The following is an 18,187-nucleotide window of genomic DNA, read 5'->3' on the forward strand; positions in this document are numbered from 1 at the left end:
CTATGATTTTTCTTCTAAATTAATTCTGTGTAAAATCGACAACGGTCTCCACGTACGATAGAACGGCAAAATTCAATAGGGACACCATTTAAATCATAGGCCGTTCGCTCTAGTAATAGTGCTGGAAAACCTTTCTCAGTTTGAAGTAACTGACTAGCTTCTTCCTCTAATAAGATCGGCTCGAATGCTTCTTTCGCCCTTGTCACAAACACTTGAAATTCTCTTTCTAATAAATCATATAAGGATACAGTTCCAACCTCTTTTAAACGCTCGATATCATCGACCACTTTCTTCGGTAAAAACGATTCTTCCAATATGATTGGTTCATCGTTCGCACATCGAATTCGTTTTAATACAATAACTTTCTCCTTTTTCTCTAAAACTAAAGCCTGCTGTACTTCCTTGCATGGCTCAACTTCCTTTACCTCAACAATAATATCAGAAGGGTTCATCCCTTTTTCTTTCAGAACCTTACTAAAGCTATAAAAACCGGTTAAAGGTTGCTCTAGTTTCTGTTTAGCTACATACGTTCCTTTTCCTTGAACTCGGTAAAGCACGCCCTCTTTCACTAAATCTTCTATCGCTTTTTTAACTGTATTTCGACTAATGCCATATTGCTCCATTAGTTGATTTTCTGACGCAATTTTATCCCCCGGCTTCCAATCCCCTTCACTAATCGTCGAAATTAACACTTCTTTTAATTGATGGTAAAGGGGGATCAAACTATCATGTTGTAACCCTGGCATAACAAAGTTCTTCCTCTCACTTACATTCAATCACTTCTCAAAAAAATCGATTGAATAGTAATAATTGTTAGTTAATTAATTGAATTGATTATACCCCTCCCCTGTTAACACGTCAACCCAACCAGCTTACACCTATTCACTTTATCCTTTTGGTTCTGTCTATCAATTTGGCTATTTTGAACTGCCCATCGTAATTCCTTCGATAAAGTAACGTTGTAAGAAGATAAAAATAAGAACCATTGGCCAAATTGCCAATAATGACCCTGCCATTAAAACAGGGAAATTCGTTGAGTATTGTCCTTGAATCGCAACTAACCCTGCAGAAAGTGGCAATTTAGCTTGTGAACTATTAACAATTAATGGCCATAATAAATCATTCCAAGACCAAAGCATCGTAAAAATAGCGAGTGAAATCAACGCTGGTTTTGTTAATGGCAATAAGATAAAGAAAAAGATTTGGAAATGATTACAGCCATCAATCCTTGCTGCCTCATCTAACTCTTTTGGCAATCCCATAAAGAATTGACGCAAAAGGAAAACCCCAAAAGCACTAAATAAACCTGGAACTATTAAAGCTTGTAAAGTATTTAACCAGTTTAACTCTACCATAATTAAATATTGCGGAATCGCATAAGCCTGAAGTGGAACCATTAAAACGGATAGGGTAATAATAAATAAAACGTTCCTTCCGGGAAAAACAATTCTGGCAAATGCATAGGCGGCAAATGAACAAATAATCAGCTGCCCGACCGTTCGACCTACAGTCATCATGATCGTATTCCAATAAAACTGTAAAAATGGCATATAATCAAAAACTCGAACATAAGAAGCCCAGTTCCATTCATTCGGAATTATAGTAGGAGGCACTTGTGTTACCTCCCCCATCGTTTTTAAAGAAGTTAAGACCATCCAAATAAATGGGATAATCATTAACACCGCACCAATGGATAGGATCAGATGGATGATTAACGCACGATTTGATTTTAGCTTCATGATACCCTCCTTAGTTGTAGTGAACCCATTTCTTTTGGAAATAGAATTGAAAAATAGTTGCGACTAAAATAATGACAAATAAATTAATCGAAATTGTCGCTCCATAACTTAAATCATGGTTAATAAAAGCTTCACGATAAAACAAATACACAAGGGTTTGCGTGTCAAAAGCAACCGGACTATCTATGCCAACCATCATGTAAATAAGCTCAAATGTCTGTAATGTACTAATAATCGAAATCACACTGACAAAAAACAAAGTCGGCGTCAGGAGAGGCACCGTAATTTTCGCAAATTTGGCAAAGGGTCCAGCTCCATCAATTTCAGCGGCTTCATAATAGGAGGGTGATATATTTTGTAAACCAGCTAAAATAATAATCATGTTATAACCAATCGTTGACCAAATCGCGACAACGATAACCGCATAAAGAGCAAAACTACTATCGACTAGCCAATAAGGCCCTTGAATCCCAAAAAAGCCAAGAACATGATTAATTAAGCCATAATCTCCATTGTATAACCATTTCCAAACCATCCCGACAGCTGCTGGCATTGTAATAACAGGTAGAAAATAAAGCGTCCGGTACATCGTTACGCCACGAATTTTTTGATTGAGTAAAACAGCGACAACCGTTGAGAAAAAAACACTCGTTGGTACAGCGATAGCCGTAAAGATAAAAGTATTCTTCAAAGCCATCCAAACATTTGGATCTTGAAATAAACGCACATAATTTTCTAATCCTATCCATGACACTTGACCAAAAGAACCATACTCTGTAAAAGACAAGTAAATGGTATAAAAGATCGGGCCAATATTGAAGATGAACAGTCCTAGAAAACACGGTGCAATAAATAGGTAAGCCCACATATAATCTTGTTTTTTCATAGGAGTTAACTTCAGACTCAACTTATTTTGCGAGACGGTTTTCGTATTCAACATACTATCTCTCCTCATTCAATTTGAATAAGCCAAAATGGAGGGGGGAGGGAAATGCCTTGTCCACGCTTCCCCCTGCTCACATGCATTAATTCGATTCGTTTTCTAAAATCTCTTCAATTTTTTCAGCGAGTTCATCAGCAATTTCTTCATATGTCACTTCCCCTGCCCACACTCGGTTTAAATAATCCGTTTCCACTTGCTGCCAAGTCCTCGTGTGCAATGAGTTCGGCAATGGATCCGCATATTCCACTTGGTCAATAAAGGCTTGGGCATTAAAATTCGGTAATGAATCGACCCATTTTTGCTCAGTCCCCGTATACGCTGGGATAACCGTTCCTGTCTCTGCTTGGATTTCAGCCGCTCTTTCCGAACCTAAAAATTTCAAGAACTCCCAGGCCGCCTCAGGATGATCGGTATGACTAGCAATTACATTTCCAAGTCCGTGAATCGTCGATGATCTTTTTTCTCCCATTGGTAATGGGGCCACATCGACTTTATCCTTAATAAATTCATTATTGGAGAAAACAGGTGCAAACCATGAACCTGATACAAACATCGCGACATTCCCCGACTCGAACATACTTGATGCAGGTGTATCTGTCATTTGTTGAATCGTTGGCGATACTTCATACTCATGAATTAAATCCGTCCAAAATTTAATACCTGCGACCGCTTCTGGTGTGTTATGACCAGCTGAATTTGTTTCTAAATCAATGATATAACCACCCGCTTGATGAATCGTATTATAAAAACCTGATTGAGAATTTAAATGTGCTGCAATTCCATATACACGATTGTCCGTATCTGTTATTTCTTTTGCTGCTGTAATTAAATCATCCCATGTCCACGTATCATCTGGATATTCGACTCCTGCCTCATCAAACAGCTCACGGTTATACCATAATCCAATCGTGTCATAATCTTTTGGTATCCCATACTGGCTTCCACCTGCACTATATAAATTAGTTAATGTCTCAGGATAGTTTGAAAAATCGTAACCATCCTTTGCCACGTATTCATCCAAATTGAGTAACATATCACTCTCAGCAAATAATCTAATATTCGGTCCATTCATCCAAAAAATATCAGGTAACGATTGCCCAGTCCCTGCAATTTCAAGGTTATCCCAATATTGAGCAAAAGGAGTGTTCTCAATATTAATCGTGATGTTTGGATGTTCTTCATTAAATTCTTCCACAATTTGTTCAAGTGCTGGCATTTGATCCAAATCCCAAACCATATACGACAACGTCACTTTTTCATCTCCACCCGCACTATTTGAACAAGCAACAAGCAACATTAAAGCAGCAACCATTATTAACACTTTTTTCATTTGATCTTCTCCTCCAGTAAAATGATTTTTAATTCTAATACTCACAAAACATAGGCATGATAAACTAAGCTATTTATATTTAATAAAGAACCGCCAACAGGTTGATAGGTTGTTGGTACAAGTTTATTTAAAAAAATATCAGCTACTTTGAGCGATACTTTCCTTCTCAACTTATATGGCTTAATTCTTGACTGACTTCCATTACTTTTCCACCTGCTCGAATTGATTCTGTCGCCGCACATCCAACTGCAACGCTCATTCTTCCCGCAAATGGAGTTGTCAAAGGCTGTTTATTATGAAGGACTAATTCAACAAAGTCACTACAGATTTTTGGGTCGGCTCCGCCGTGGCTACCTGTCGTTTCCTTCATTTCATAAGTAATATCACTAAATTCATGCCAAGAATTAGATTTCCGCGTTTTGACGTACACTTTTTTCTCAAGCTCTGAATTTTCAATTCTTCCTTTCGTTCCAATAAACGTATAATTTCTTTGATAATCTGGCGTAAAATGACATTGGAGATAAGAAGCTTTAATTCCATTCTCAAGTTCCATCATCACCATGTTATTATCCTCAACATCAATTTCCTTGCGAAAAGCACATTGTGTTAATGTATGCAGACTTGCCTCTGGACAGGTGTCTTGAATGTCACAGGTTGGACATGTTAAGTCATTTGGTTGCTCCCCACCGAAATAATCTAACCCGCCAAACGCGGTTACTTTTTTCGTATACTGTCCCGTAATCCAATGAATGACATCGAGATCATGAGAGCCTTTTTGTAATAATAATGAGGTCGTATTTTCAGACGCCCCATGCCAGTCATGATAGTAATAATAACCACCTAAACCAACAAAGTGTCTTACCCAAACCGTCTTTAACTCTCCTATTACACCCGAGTCAATAATTTCCTTCATTGTCTGATACATTGGCATATAACGCATATTAAACCCGACCATTAAATGCTTCCCTGACTTTTTCTGTTCCGCTATAATTCGATCACAGCCCTCAACTGTAATAGCAAGAGGCTTTTCACAATACACATGCTTCCCCATCCTCAATGCTTCAATCACATGCTCTTCATGTAAATAATCAGGTGATAAAACAGCTACTGCATCCACCTCAGGATGTTGAAGCAATTCCTTATAATCCGTCGTTACAAAAACTTCCTGCTTAATCATTTCTCCAAATTGATCCAAACGTTCTTGCGACTTATCCGCTACAGCGACAACCACTGACTTTCCCTTTGGATTATGCCAGTATTTCGCAATCCCACTACGTAAACCAGCTCCAATAATACCGATTCGTAATTGTTTCATTTCATCGACTCCTTATATCAATTCCTGTGCTAAATATATCATTCTGTTTTTCTAAATAAGGATTCTTCTTCGTTTTCGTTTTTCCGATAATAAGCCAAACGTTTTCCAATAGATTAAAAAAATTTTACCTAATTCGTTGAATCCCTAATAATTAATTGGTTCGGCAATTGAATTTTCACTTGAATAACCGTTCTTTTTTCAATATGGTCAATTAATGTTTTCGCAGCCATTTCACCTAATTCGGTTTGTGGAATAGCAATAGTTGTTAATGGTGGATTTGAATACTTTGATAGCTCAATATTATCGATCCCAATAAACGCTATATCATCTGGCACACTTAATTTATGGGCTACTACCGCTCTCATTGCGGCAATCGCTAGCAAGTCACTAGCACAAACCATTGCACTTGGAAGGTTTGTATGACCACCATTTGCAATAATCTTGTTCATCCCTTCGTAACTGCTATCTAGTTTCCAGCATGTATTCACTACCCATTTAGGATTGATTAGAAGACCCGCTTCTTCCATTGCATATCGATAGCCTCGATATCTTTTTTCCGCTTGAAAATCTTTATAATTTTCACCTATTCCTCCACCGATAAACCCAATCTCGGTGTGACCTTTAGCAACTAAATACTGAACAGCTTTTTTGACAGCTGAAATTCGGTCATAATCAATGACTGACATATCCTTATCTGTATAAAAAAAGTCTATTCCTACTACAGGTACATATTTAGTAATATAATTCAAAGTCTCATCATCTAATTGTTCGACTAAAATTAACCCTTCAATTCCTGACTCATGGATCGTTTTCACAAGAGTTGTCTCATTCTGAAGCTCTTCTTTGTAAACGTTTACAAATGTATAACCAGCCTCCGTAAGAGCATTATAGACCCCACCATAAATATTAGAAAAATACGGATTAACTTCAGCACTTTTAAGATTGGCGACCCAACCTACTTTGTGAGTACGCTTCGAATTTTTGCTAAGCACATTACTTACTAAACTTCTTGCATTTTCATTTGGTACATACCCTAACTCTTTAACCGCTTCCCAAATTTTCCTCCGTGTTTCTTGGTGGACATTACGTGATGTATCATTTTTAATCACTCGAGAAACCGTTGAAATTGAGACGCCGACATGCTCTGCAATATCTTTTAATCTAGCCAATTCTTCTTACCTCACTAACCACAATTGATCTGTAGCTTCATGTTTGTATTCAGTGTAACTAGCCACCCTCCTTTTTTAATAGATTAATATTCTGATAATTCAAAGTATAAAATCAAAACATTCAAGCTGTCAACCATCATTTTAAATTTAATTTATGGTCATATCTTTTAGTGAGCATTTTTTATTAGATTCACGTCTGTAAATCAACCCCAAATATCCTCTAATTATCATTTCTTTCACAAGGAATTTTTTATTTTGCATGGACAACTTTATGCAAAAGGAAAAAATTAATAATTTCTTCACCCGATCCTTACATTTCATTTACAATGCTCCTGTAAGATCTGTATAGGCATATAGTATCAGGAGGAATGATTCAGCATGAAATGGTCTACATCCAAACTAAAGACAAGGCTTTTTATTTTATTTACCTCATTATTAATTATTTCCATAAGTGCTGTTGGAATTAGTTCTTATTCCAAAGCTAGTAAGCTCACAACTGAAATGATTGAGAATCGGTTAATTCGAGAAACGGACATGATGAATTACATAGCAGAAAATTTAAAATTTGTTTATATTAGCGACGAAGAATACTTTATGCAACAACTTGAAATAAATGTCCGTAACCAAAAGGAGACACTTAATTCAGATGGATTAGAGACTGATTTTCTGTACATCGTTGATCAAGAAATTATTCCTTTTAAGATAAGTGATGGTGTAATTCCATCACTTCCAGCTCCACTTAAAGATACAATGATTCAATCGAAAAATGGGTTAATCCATGAATCGATCAATGGAAAAGATTATACGATAGCCTTTCGTGAAATGCAGGAAATCAACGGGATCTATGTTTTATTGACAGCCACTAATTCTTATATGACTCCTGTTTATGGAATGGCTCAATTTACCTTTCTTGTAACAGTTATTAGTATCATTATCGCTTCTATTTTCATTTACTTTTTTGTAAGAACGATCGTAAATCCTCTTACTACTTTACGGCAGACAATGAAGGATGCAAGAGAAGGTCGTTTATATCAATTACAATCACTTAATACATCGATTCCCGAAATAAACTCCTTACATAAAAGTTATAACGAAATGATTAGTCAAATGCAACAGATGATTGAGGAATTACATGGTACAACAAAAGAACTCGAAACGAGTGGAGTAGAACTAAAACAATCATCAAGTGAAGCTCTTTCCTCTAGCCAACAGTTAATTTCTGCTATTAATCTTGTTCAAATTGGTGCAGAACAAACGGCTAGTAGTTCTACTCAAAATGTCCAGAGTTTCAATCAAATGAAAATCAAAATGGACGAAATATCCGAGTGGATGGAAAATGTTACAACAAGCTCCGAGCAAATGAATCACTCAGCAAAAACAGGTGAGAATAACATAAAAGAATTAATTACTTTTATGAATCAATTTGGCGAGGAGTTTACGACATTTTCAACCATAATCAAACAAGTTAAAGAGAACTCTCTCTCCATTACTAATCTAATTAGCTTAGTCACTGGTATTACTGAACAAACAAAATTGTTAGCTTTAAATGCCTCAATTGAAGCCGCTCGTGCTGGTGCTGAAGGACGGGGCTTTGCTGTAGTTGCCAAAGAAATTCGCAAACTAGCCGAACAATCGACAAATGCTACAAAAGAAATCTCCTTCACGATTCATAATATGGAACAAATCTCTATCAATGCTGCCTCTGAATTCGAACAGCTTTTAGCTAAAATTCAAGCAAATCTAGTAGTGGTCACTAATTCAAAAAGCTCAATTGATGAACTAATGCTAGGGATCCAAAAAGTAAGTGAGGGCTTACATATCGTACAAAAAGAATTAAATGATTTCGAGCAAATCCTCCCTCAACTTGAGCAAGAAGCAGAGAATTTTTCTTCCGTCTCCCAAGAAACGTTAGCAAGTACAGAAGAAATGCTTGCTGTGAGTGAAAATCAAATACTACTTATGACCAGAACGAATGAAATCGGTTTGAAGCTAAATAAACAATCGGACTCCATTTCTGGCGTGACAGCGAGATATAAGGGAAATTTTAATTAACTATTGATCTGAAATTCGGGGAGGCCTGCTGCTGCATATGAGCAGCGGCTTTTTCTGTTCTAGCTTTCTAACAAACTAACTTCTTTCATTTCTCGCATAAAAAACAATATAAAACCTCATCAATGACAACTCCGTTTAGAAATCCATCTAGACAATAAATTTCCTTTTGACAGCTATGACAGTTTCCTACTAATTCCTTCAACTTCATTCACCTACTTTATATGAATGTTGATTTAATAATTCTCTCAATGAATCCGAGTTATGAATTAAATCCTCTAATGTATATTCATACAAAACGTTTAAATAGGCTTGAGTTGCTTGTTTTAATACTCCTTTTAATGTACAGGCTGGTGCTAGAGCACAAGCATTCTTATTCGGGTCAAAACATTCTACCATATGGAAATCATCTTCCGTTTGCCTAACGACTTCTCCAATATTAATATCTATTGGCAACTTAGCTAATTTTAGTCCACCATTTCTCCCACGAACATTCTCAAGATACCCAATTTTCCCTAATTGATGGACGACCTTCATAAGATGATTTTTCGATATATGATACGTATCAGCAATTTCTTGAATTTTAACTAAATGCTCTTGTTTATTGATAGCAAGATAAATCAACACACGTAAAGAGTAGTCTGTGTAGTTCGTTAACCGCATGACTTCCCCTCATTTCTCAATTATTTATTTCATTTTATCATAACCCCTGTCAGAATTCTTTTCGTACAATTTTGTGAACACAAATGTGTCAAAAATTTAAAGATGTATTTAAAATATATCTTTTATTTAATTAAGCTGATATTAATAAAGAGAAGATTATTTTAAATCATAATTTAGGAGCGTGACCAAACATGCTAAATTCAAAAACGATCGCCATTATTAAATCTACTGTCCCTGTTTTAGAAATACATGGTGAAAAAATTACCACACGTTTTTACAAGCTTATGTTTCAAAACCACCCAGAACTACTTAATATTTTTAACCATATTAATCAAAAGAAAGGTCGACAACAAGCCGCTTTAGCAAATGTCGTTTATGCCGCTGCCCTTCATATCGACCAATTAGAAAACATTATCCCAGTTGTAAAACAAATCGCTCACAAACATCGCAGTTTAGGAGTGAAAGCAGAACACTACCCTATTGTTGGAGAGCATCTTCTTTTAGCAATTAAAGACGTACTTGGAGAGGCTGCTACTGATGAAATCTTGCAAGCTTGGGGAGAAGCATATGGTGTCATTGCCGATGCCTTTATTAGCATTGAAGCAGAAATGTATGAGGAAGCCGAGCACCAACAAGGCGGCTGGAAGGATTTCCGTCATTTTACCGTATCTAAAAAAGTTAAAGAGAGCAGCATGATCACCTCCTTCTATCTAAAATCAGAAGATGGCCAGCCTATTCCTTCTTTCCTTCCAGGACAATATGTGAGTGTCAGAGTCCGTATTGCTGGAGAAGAATATACTCATATCCGCCAATACAGCTTATCGGATGCCGCTGGAAAAGATTATTATCGTATTAGTGTCAAGCGCGAAAATGAAAAAGACAAACCAAATGGTATAGTATCCAATTATTTACACGAAGAAATTCAAGAAGGAGATACCCTCGAACTCAGTGCTCCTGCTGGTGATTTTGTACTAGACCCAGCAGGTGATCGACCTGTCGTTCTAATAAGTGGTGGGGTTGGATTAACTCCGATGATGAGCATGTTATTAACAAGTGTACAGCAACAACCTAACCGAGAGGTCACCTTTATTCATGCAACCATGAACGGTGAGACTCATGCCTTACACAACCAAGTTAAGCAGGTTTCAACTGAACATCCAAACGTTAAATCCTATGTTTGTTATCAATCACCAACAGAGTCCGACTACGAGCAACAAAACTTTCAAAAAGAGGGATTCATTGATTTAGCTTGGTTACAGTCCATTATTGAAGATAAAGAGGCTGACTTCTATTTCTGTGGTCCCGTTCCATTTATGAAAGTGATTAACGAATCTTTAAAAGAGTGGGGCATCACAGATAACCAAATTCATTATGAATTTTTTGGACCAGCGATGAAACTATAAAAAAGTTAATAGCTTAATCAAAGAGGTAGGGATAAAATCCTTCTCTGATATGAAAAGCCGGTGACATTCTACTCGTTAAAATGTCACCGGCTTTCATTATATTTATTGAAACGGAAGTGGGTGGCGATGAATGGAGTTCTACTCACCGCTCCCAAAAATCATGCTCCGCATGTTTTCGTCCACTAGGGCACAGGTTAATGAAGGTCATAGCGTAAAGTAACTAAATTCAAAACAGAGAAATAGAGAAACCAAAAACAATTAAAATATATTCTTTGAACTTACTTTCCACTTTCTATAGCTAGTTATATCACTGGCTTCTTTTCTTGATTTTTCCCTGTGTTTAATCTTTCTTCTAAATAACTTTTATCCAATCACGTCCCACAATATGTTTGATAGCCTTCATCATTCTTAGGTAACTTTGTGAATTCATTCTGCTTATCCGAATAAGCAAAAGGATCAGATAGAACTTCTAGCAGCTTTTCCATCACCGTAAAATCTTCATCCATCACAGCAGCTTCTAGTGCTTCCTCGACTCGGTGATTCCGCGGAATAATCGCTGGATTTTTTGATTTCATCAATAGTTTGGCTTCTTGTTTGCTTTCTTTTTGATTATCTAATCTTACTTGCCATTGCCTTTGCCATTCTTTAAATTCTGATGACTGATAAAAGTCACTTTGTTCATATTGCTCTAGAGTTAGAGCCCTAAACGTGTTTGTATAATCGACCTTATGTTGTTCCATTAACTTTAGCAATGTTTTGACTAACTCTTCATCCTTTTCCTCTTTTTGGAATATACCTAATTTTTCAGCCATTCCAGCTAAATAGGCTTGCTCATATAAAGGCCCAAAGCTTTCAATCGCTTGTTGTGCCAACTCTAAAGCTTGTTCTTTGTCTTCTGAAAGTAATGGGATGAGCGTCTCAGCAAACCTAGCGAGATTCCATGCCGCTATATATGGCTGATTGCCGTAAGCATATCGCCCCTGTCGATCGATTGAACTAAAGACTGTCGCCGGATCATACGTATCCATAAAAGCACACGGACCATAATCAATCGTTTCCCCACTAATTGACATATTATCAGTGTTCATTACGCCATGTATAAAGCCAACGAGTTGCCATTTAGTGATTAACTCTACTTGATGTTTGATCACGTTTTCTAACAAAGAAAGATAAGGGTATTTGGCTTCAGCTACTTTTGGATAATGCCTTTGAATCGTATAATCAGCGAGTGCTTTTAGATGATCAAATTCGCCCATTTGAGCTGCATATTGAAAAGTTCCAACGCGAATATGACTTGCGGCGACTCTCGTTAAAACCGCCCCATCTAATGTCGTTTCTCTGTAGACAGGCTCACCCGTTGTCACAACTGCTAAGCTACGAGTTGTCGGAATTCCTAAACCAAACATCGCTTCACTCATGATATATTCCCGTAACATCGGTCCAAGGGCTGCTCGCCCATCACCTCCACGAGAAAACACCGTTCGCCCTGAACCTTTCAATTGAATGTCAAAACACTCCCCTTTTGGCGTCATTTGCTCCCCAAGCAATACCGCACGTCCGTCCCCGAGCATAGTGAAGTTACCAAACTGATGGCCCGCATAAGCTTGAGCCAATGGTTTTGCCCCGTCTGGAGCCAGATTTCCAGCCAAAATATTAAGGCCTTCTTCCGCCAATATTGTTTCATTTAAACCAAGGTCTTGAGCTAGTCTCTTATTGAAAATCACTAAACGAGGCTCACTAACACGATTTAAACTCTGATTACTATAATAGGCATGAGGCAAACGACTATATGAATTGTCCAAATTCCATCCCATTTTCTCATGATTATGTACTGACATAGTTTCACCTTTTCATCATCTGTCTTATCTTTAGTGTAACTTTTTCTAATCAAGAAGACAAAAAAGTGCTTTATAAAATCAGCTCAAACTTCGCCACTTAAAATCAATAACTAAAGAACCCCCTAACTTCACTCATCAGTAAATTAGGGGGGATTTTAAATGTTAGTTTTTCGGATTAATAATAATTTCGACACGTCGGTTTTTTTTACGACCACTTTCATCATCATTTGATTCAATTGGTCTCGTTTCGCCATATCCATTTATCGTAATATTTAAATGCCCTATATCACCATTTTCACTTAAATATTCTTTCACCGACTGTGCTCTTCGCTCCGATAAATCGATATTATAATCGGCATCACCTTGACTATCGGTATGGCCATCAATATGAATAATCGTACTCGACTCCAGTCCATTTAAAATGGTCACTATATCATCTAGTGTTGACGTCGAGTCTAGCTTCAACTCATGGCTATCATAATCAAATAAGACATCATCTGGCATCGCCACTTTGATTTCCTCTTCGTCAGAGGTCAGATTCGTTTCTTCCGGTACTTCGATTTCCGGAGGTTCTGGATATAGCTCCATATAAATTCGCTTAGAGCCGTTATCGCCTTCCTCAACTAATTCCCCGCTTATATTTTCGTAATTCTCACCATATACGTCCTTCATCGCTTTTTTCAGCTCATGTGTCATATTTGGACCACTCATAATTTGGATATAACCTTCTGGACGTTTAGAAGAATACTGAATTCTTAATAAAAAAGTCCCATCTGGTTGTACTTTTGTTTTATTCATATAAGTAAATTGTGGGGTAACCGCTGCTGGAGAGGAGAAGTACCCTCCCTGAATTTCCGCTCCTTCAATTAAATTCATTTTTCCTCTCACATAATAAAACCGATGATCATTCGTTAACTCATAATCAAACCACAGCTCTGTCTCTCCATAATCAACCGGTTTTTCCGCTCTTTCCGGTGTAGAAAATTCTACTTCAATCTCATTCCCATCTAATAAAACATAAATCGGAACAAACACTTTTTTAGATACTTCCCCATCAAATGATTCACTTTGATAAATATGAGCACCTGTCAAATTTTCGCCATTTTCTCCATATACTTCACTGATTTCATTCACTTGACTTTGCGATGTAACCTCTAAAGTAATTTCTATATACTTGCCATTTTGAAACTCAGACGGTCTTTCCATTTCAACAATAATGGTCCCATCCTCTTTGACCTCTGTATCATCATTTGTTAACATTCCCATCACTAAGCGATTACGAAATGGCTCCATATACTTATCTACCTTGACTTTTGTTCCCGGCAAAAGATTACTAGCTGCCTCAATGCGCATCGTACTTGCATCGACTTTTAATACACCTTCAATAAATACCTCTCCATCAAACGTTAAATCATTCCCTATCTCTTCACTTTCATTCAATTGCTCAGCCACCACCTCATCTTCCGCTTCATTCGTCCACACACTCTCATCACTCTTATCAACCTTATTAGTACAAGCAACGAGTATAAGTGCCAATGCCATTAGAAAACTAATAAATATGAAATAATTTCGCTTCAAAAAACTCTCCTCCATCTCCATACGTCAGTTGCCTCAACATAATATCATACATATTTTGGATAATATGAACTTTTTCTTCGTTTACAGTATTTTGAAACTTTTGACCTTATTTAGACTAGAGCAAAAGCCTTGATTTTTTTCTGTTTCATAGTACTAACGACAGAAAAAAGAGGCCCACACAGTCATACCTGCTCCTATGACTGTTGGCCTCTTTTTAAATTGTTCATTATATTTCTAACTATTATTTAAAAGCTCTCGTTGCTGCAACTGCTTTTTTCCATCCTTCATATAATTTATCACTTGTTTCTATTTCCATTGCTGGTGTAAACGAAGCATCAATCGCCCATTGTTTCGCAATTTCTTCTTTGTCTTTCCAATAGCCAACCGCAAGTCCGGCTAAATAGGCGGCTCCTAACGCTGTCGTTTCATTTACTTCCGGACGTTCAACAGGAACATTTAAAAGGTCGCCTTGGAATTGCATCAAGAATTCATTCTTAACGGCCCCTCCATCTACACGTAATGTCTTTAATTCTATACCAGAATCAGCCTCCATCGCTGAAAGCACATCCTTCGTTTGATAAGCAAGCGACTCTAATGTGGCACGGACAAAATGCTCTTTTGACGTTCCCCGTGTAATGCCAAAGACCGCCCCACGAGCATCACTATCCCAATACGGGGTCCCAAGTCCAACAAAAGCCGGAACAACGTATACTCCCTCTGTCGATTCAACCTTTTGTGCGTAGGCCTCACTATCTTTTGCATCCTTAAACATTCGTAAACCGTCTCTTAACCATTGAATCGCCGAGCCTGCCACAAAAATGCTTCCTTCTAATGCATACTCTACCTTGCCATCAAGTCCCCACGCGATTGTTGTCAATAACCCGTGATTTGATGGAACGGCTTTTTCTCCTGTATTCATTAACATAAAACAACCTGTGCCATACGTATTTTTGGCCATTCCTTCTTCAAAGCATGCCTGCCCAAATAAGGCCGCTTGCTGATCCCCCGCCACACCGGCAATTGGCACTTCATGACCAAAGAAATGATAATCGACCGTATGAGCATATACTTCAGAGGAAGGCTTCACTTCAGGGAGCATCGAGGCTGGAACCCCTAATATATCGAGCAATTCTTCATCCCACTTTAAATCGTAAATATTAAACATTAACGTCCGTGAAGCATTCGTATAATCGGTCACATGGGCTTTCCCACCAGACAGTTTCCAAATAAGCCAACTATCAATCGTGCCAAATAACAATTGACCATTATCGGCTTTTTCCCTCGCACCATCAACATTATCTAAAATCCACTTCACCTTTGTTCCCGAAAAATAAGCGTCAATTAAAAGCCCTGTTTTCTCTCTAAATAAATCATTATGTCCGTCCGCCTTTAGCTCGTCACAAATTTCACTCGTTTGCCTTGATTGCCAGACAATCGCATTATATACCGGCACACCTGTTTCCTTATCCCAGACAACCGCCGTCTCACGTTGATTCGTTATTCCAATCGCTTCCACTTGAGCTGGTTGAACACCTGACTCTGCTAATACTCCAGCAAGAACAGCAAGCACCGAACCCCAAATTTCATTGGCATTATGCTCGACCCAACCAGGCTGAGGGAAAATTTGGGTAAACTCCTTTTGAGCTGTATGAACAATCTCCCCACTTTTATTAAATAAAATCGCTCTTGAACTCGTTGTTCCTTGATCAATTGATAAAATATATTTCTCCATCATAATCCTCCTCATTTCCTTTCTCAAGCCAAGCTACTCTCTTTTTTTCCAAAAATTAACGTAAGCACTAATATAGCAATGACAGACCCAAGAACAACCCATGTAATCGTCGAAATCATACCAGCAAAGAACACTTGATAAAAGATAGCCCCTAACGCTCCTCCCATTAATGGTCCAACAACCGGTATCCAAGCATAACGCCAATTCGATGATCCTTTTCCATGAATCGGTAGCAAAAAGTGAGCAATACGTGGACCAAGATCCCTCGCTGGATTAATCGCATACCCTGTCGTTCCACCTAATGACATACCAATCGCAACAATTAACAAACCAACGGCAATCGGATTCAAACCTTCTGTAAAACTGTTAGCACCGATAAATAAGAGCCCAAGCACTAAAATAAATGTTCCAATCATCTCACTTAAAAGGTTAGCAAACGTGTTCGGGATAGCTGGACCTGTTGAGAATACGGCAAGCTTTGCCCCTTGATCAGTCGTTGCACGCCAATGTGGTAAATAATGAAGGAAAACGATAACCCCACCAATAAAAGCACCCGTGACTTGTGCGATCATATAAAGTGGAACATCTGCCCAAAGAAAGTCACCAGTCACTGCAAGCCCTAAAGTAACAGCTGGATTCAAGTGAGCCCCACTAATCGAACCAACGGCGAATACCCCCATCGTGACAGCCAAACCCCAAGCAAGGGTTACGACCACCCAACCACCACTATTGGAATACGTCTTCTTTAAATTAACACCCGCAACGACCCCGCCACCAAAAATAATTAAAATCATCGTTCCTATTACTTCTCCAAGAAATGCCGACATACCTCTTACCCCCGTTCTGAATTTTTATCTAAGAAAAAAGAGACTCCCAAATAACCTCTCAATAAAATGAGAGCGATAAATGTGAGTCTCCTAATCTCCAACACATCTATTAACTTGTTAATGACCAAAAGATAACGCTTTCACAAAAAGAAAAACATTAACTTAAACTTTCCGACATTAATGACTTTTTATTTTTCCACAAACTACTTTTTGATGTCGTAATCGCTGAAGCTCCTGCCTCCAACGCAGCGATTATTTCCTGCTCCGTCCGTATGAGACCCCCTGCCAATATCGACGTGTTTAGCCGCTCCTTCACCTCCTTTATCATCCATGGCATCGACCCTGGTAAAACTTCAACATAATCAGGTCTAATCTTTTCCGCTAGCTTACAGCTTCTCTCTAATGCAAGAGAATCTATGAGAAACACGCGTTGGATCGCGATTACTCCCTTTTGTTTCGCCTTCATGATCACACCTGATTTCGTAGAGATAAGACCAAAAGGCTTAAATTCGTGACAAATAAATTCCGTAGCAGACTCATCATTTCGCATACCATGAATCATGTCGACATGATAAATGATTTTCTTACGATGAAGTTTTGCCAAGCTCGCAACATGTTTCATTTGTGAAATATGCATTTCTAAAAAAATACCTATCTCAAGAGAACTATGAAGAAACTGTTCATATTCTTTAAAATTGGATATAGCCGGCAAAACCTTTTGTTCCATCGCTTGCACTCTCCCTTATTAATCTAAATAGAAGGAGCAGTTTGTTCGCACGGTGAATATCACTCTTTTCATCTCCTTGTACATTGTATGAAGCTCTTTTCCGATTATGACAAGCAAAGATAGGAGTGAATAAATATTTATCACACACCAGGATGGCCAGTTTTGTTGCTTAGTCGTATTTATATGCACCATATTTTTGCTATAACTTGATTTACATTACTTATTCCTGTTTATTCGCACCGTAATTTCGGCCATCCCTGGGTTTCATTACCTATTACCTTTTATTCGCACCGTAATTCCGACAGCTCGGCTTTTTCATTACCTATTACTGTTTATTCACACCGTAATCCCGACAACACGGCTTTTTCATTACCTATCACCGTCAATTCGCACCGTAATTCCGACAACTCGGCTTTTTCATTACCTATTACTGTTTATTCGCACCGTAATTTCAGCAACTCGGCTTTTTCATTACCTATTACTGTTTATTCGCACCGTAATTCCGACAACCCGGCCTTTTCATTACCTATTACCGGTTATTCGCACCGTAATCCCGACAACACGGCTTTTTCATTACCTATTACTGTTTATTCGCACCGTAATTTCGACAGCTCGGCTTTTTCATTACCTATTACCGGTTATTCGCACCGTAATTTCGACAGCTCGGCTTTTTCATTACCTATCACAGTCAATTCGCACCGTAATTCCAACAACCCAGCTTTTTCATTACCTATTACCGGTTATTCGCACTGTAATTTCGACAACACGGCTTTTTCATTACCTATTACTGTTTATTCGCACCGTATTTTCAGTAACCCTCCAGTTTCATTACCTATCACCGTTTATTTACACCGTAATTCCGACAACACGGCTT

General features: G+C 38.0%; 14 protein-coding genes. 2 read left to right on the forward strand and 12 right to left on the reverse strand.

From position 1 onward, the window contains the following. Nucleotides 1-14: 14 nt before the first annotated feature. From BALCAV_RS00980 to BALCAV_RS01005, 6 genes are all read right to left on the reverse strand, one after another. Entirely contained in the window at nt 15-746 is a 732-nt protein-coding gene (locus BALCAV_RS00980) for a GntR family transcriptional regulator (protein ID WP_003322858.1), read from the reverse strand. Between the two features lie 171 nt (nt 747-917). Continuing rightward, nucleotides 918-1,739: a carbohydrate ABC transporter permease gene (locus BALCAV_RS00985; RefSeq protein WP_003322859.1), complete on the reverse strand. Its 822-nt coding sequence runs from the start codon at nt 1,737-1,739 to the stop codon at nt 918-920. A 10-nt stretch (nt 1,740-1,749) separates the two neighbouring features. Then, nucleotides 1,750-2,679 carry a carbohydrate ABC transporter permease gene (locus BALCAV_RS00990; protein WP_003322860.1) on the reverse strand — a complete coding sequence of 310 codons (930 nt, stop codon included), beginning with the start codon at nt 2,677-2,679 and terminating at the stop codon, nt 1,750-1,752. An 85-nt stretch (nt 2,680-2,764) separates the two neighbouring features. Further along, nucleotides 2,765-4,012, reverse strand: coding sequence for an ABC transporter substrate-binding protein (locus BALCAV_RS00995; protein ID WP_003322862.1), 1,248 nt, complete (start codon nt 4,010-4,012; stop codon nt 2,765-2,767). Between the two features lie 166 nt (nt 4,013-4,178). Beyond that, nucleotides 4,179-5,327, reverse strand: a complete 1,149-nt coding sequence (locus BALCAV_RS01000; protein ID WP_003322863.1) for a Gfo/Idh/MocA family protein — start codon at nt 5,325-5,327, stop codon at nt 4,179-4,181. A gap of 128 nt (nt 5,328-5,455) precedes the next feature. Further along, a complete protein-coding gene (locus tag BALCAV_RS01005) occupies nt 5,456-6,496 on the reverse strand; it encodes a LacI family DNA-binding transcriptional regulator (RefSeq protein WP_003322864.1) in 1,041 nt (346 codons plus the stop codon). Between the two features lie 378 nt (nt 6,497-6,874). On the opposite strand from BALCAV_RS01005, the gene BALCAV_RS01010 reads away from it, so the two are divergent. Then, a complete protein-coding gene (locus tag BALCAV_RS01010; protein ID WP_003322865.1) occupies nt 6,875-8,548 on the forward strand; it encodes a methyl-accepting chemotaxis protein in 1,674 nt (557 codons plus the stop codon). 204 nt (nt 8,549-8,752) lie between these two features. Here the strand turns inward: BALCAV_RS01010 and BALCAV_RS01015 are convergent, their stop codons facing one another. Beyond that, on the reverse strand, nt 8,753-9,208 hold the full coding sequence (locus BALCAV_RS01015) for an RrF2 family transcriptional regulator (RefSeq protein ID WP_003322866.1): 456 nt from the start codon (nt 9,206-9,208) through the stop codon (nt 8,753-8,755). A 191-nt stretch (nt 9,209-9,399) separates the two neighbouring features. Between BALCAV_RS01015 and hmpA the strand changes: the two genes are divergently transcribed. Continuing rightward, nucleotides 9,400-10,611 carry an NO-inducible flavohemoprotein gene (gene hmpA, locus BALCAV_RS01020; RefSeq protein WP_003322867.1) on the forward strand — a complete coding sequence of 404 codons (1,212 nt, stop codon included), beginning with the start codon at nt 9,400-9,402 and terminating at the stop codon, nt 10,609-10,611. Nucleotides 10,612-10,982: 371 nt separating this feature from the next. On the opposite strand, the gene BALCAV_RS01025 is transcribed toward hmpA, so the two are convergent. The 5 genes from BALCAV_RS01025 to BALCAV_RS01045 form a co-directional block, all read right to left on the reverse strand. Next, nucleotides 10,983-12,449: a protein adenylyltransferase SelO gene (locus BALCAV_RS01025; protein ID WP_003324472.1), complete on the reverse strand. Its 1,467-nt coding sequence runs from the start codon at nt 12,447-12,449 to the stop codon at nt 10,983-10,985. Between the two features lie 162 nt (nt 12,450-12,611). Then, on the reverse strand, nt 12,612-14,027 hold the full coding sequence (locus BALCAV_RS21005; RefSeq protein WP_003324471.1) for an OmpA family protein: 1,416 nt from the start codon (nt 14,025-14,027) through the stop codon (nt 12,612-12,614). A gap of 241 nt (nt 14,028-14,268) precedes the next feature. Beyond that, nucleotides 14,269-15,759, reverse strand: coding sequence for a glycerol kinase GlpK (glpK, locus tag BALCAV_RS01035; RefSeq protein WP_040323263.1), 1,491 nt, complete (start codon nt 15,757-15,759; stop codon nt 14,269-14,271). A gap of 23 nt (nt 15,760-15,782) precedes the next feature. Next, nucleotides 15,783-16,586, reverse strand: a complete 804-nt coding sequence (locus BALCAV_RS01040) for an MIP/aquaporin family protein (RefSeq protein ID WP_003321529.1) — start codon at nt 16,584-16,586, stop codon at nt 15,783-15,785. 157 nt (nt 16,587-16,743) lie between these two features. Next, a complete protein-coding gene (locus BALCAV_RS01045) occupies nt 16,744-17,313 on the reverse strand; it encodes a glycerol-3-phosphate responsive antiterminator (protein WP_003321527.1) in 570 nt (189 codons plus the stop codon). Nucleotides 17,314-18,187: the final 874 nt, after the last annotated feature.

Source organism: Alkalihalobacillus alcalophilus ATCC 27647 = CGMCC 1.3604, assembly GCF_000292245.2.
GTDB lineage: Bacteria > Bacillota > Bacilli > Bacillales > Bacillaceae_D > Alkalihalobacillus > Alkalihalobacillus alcalophilus.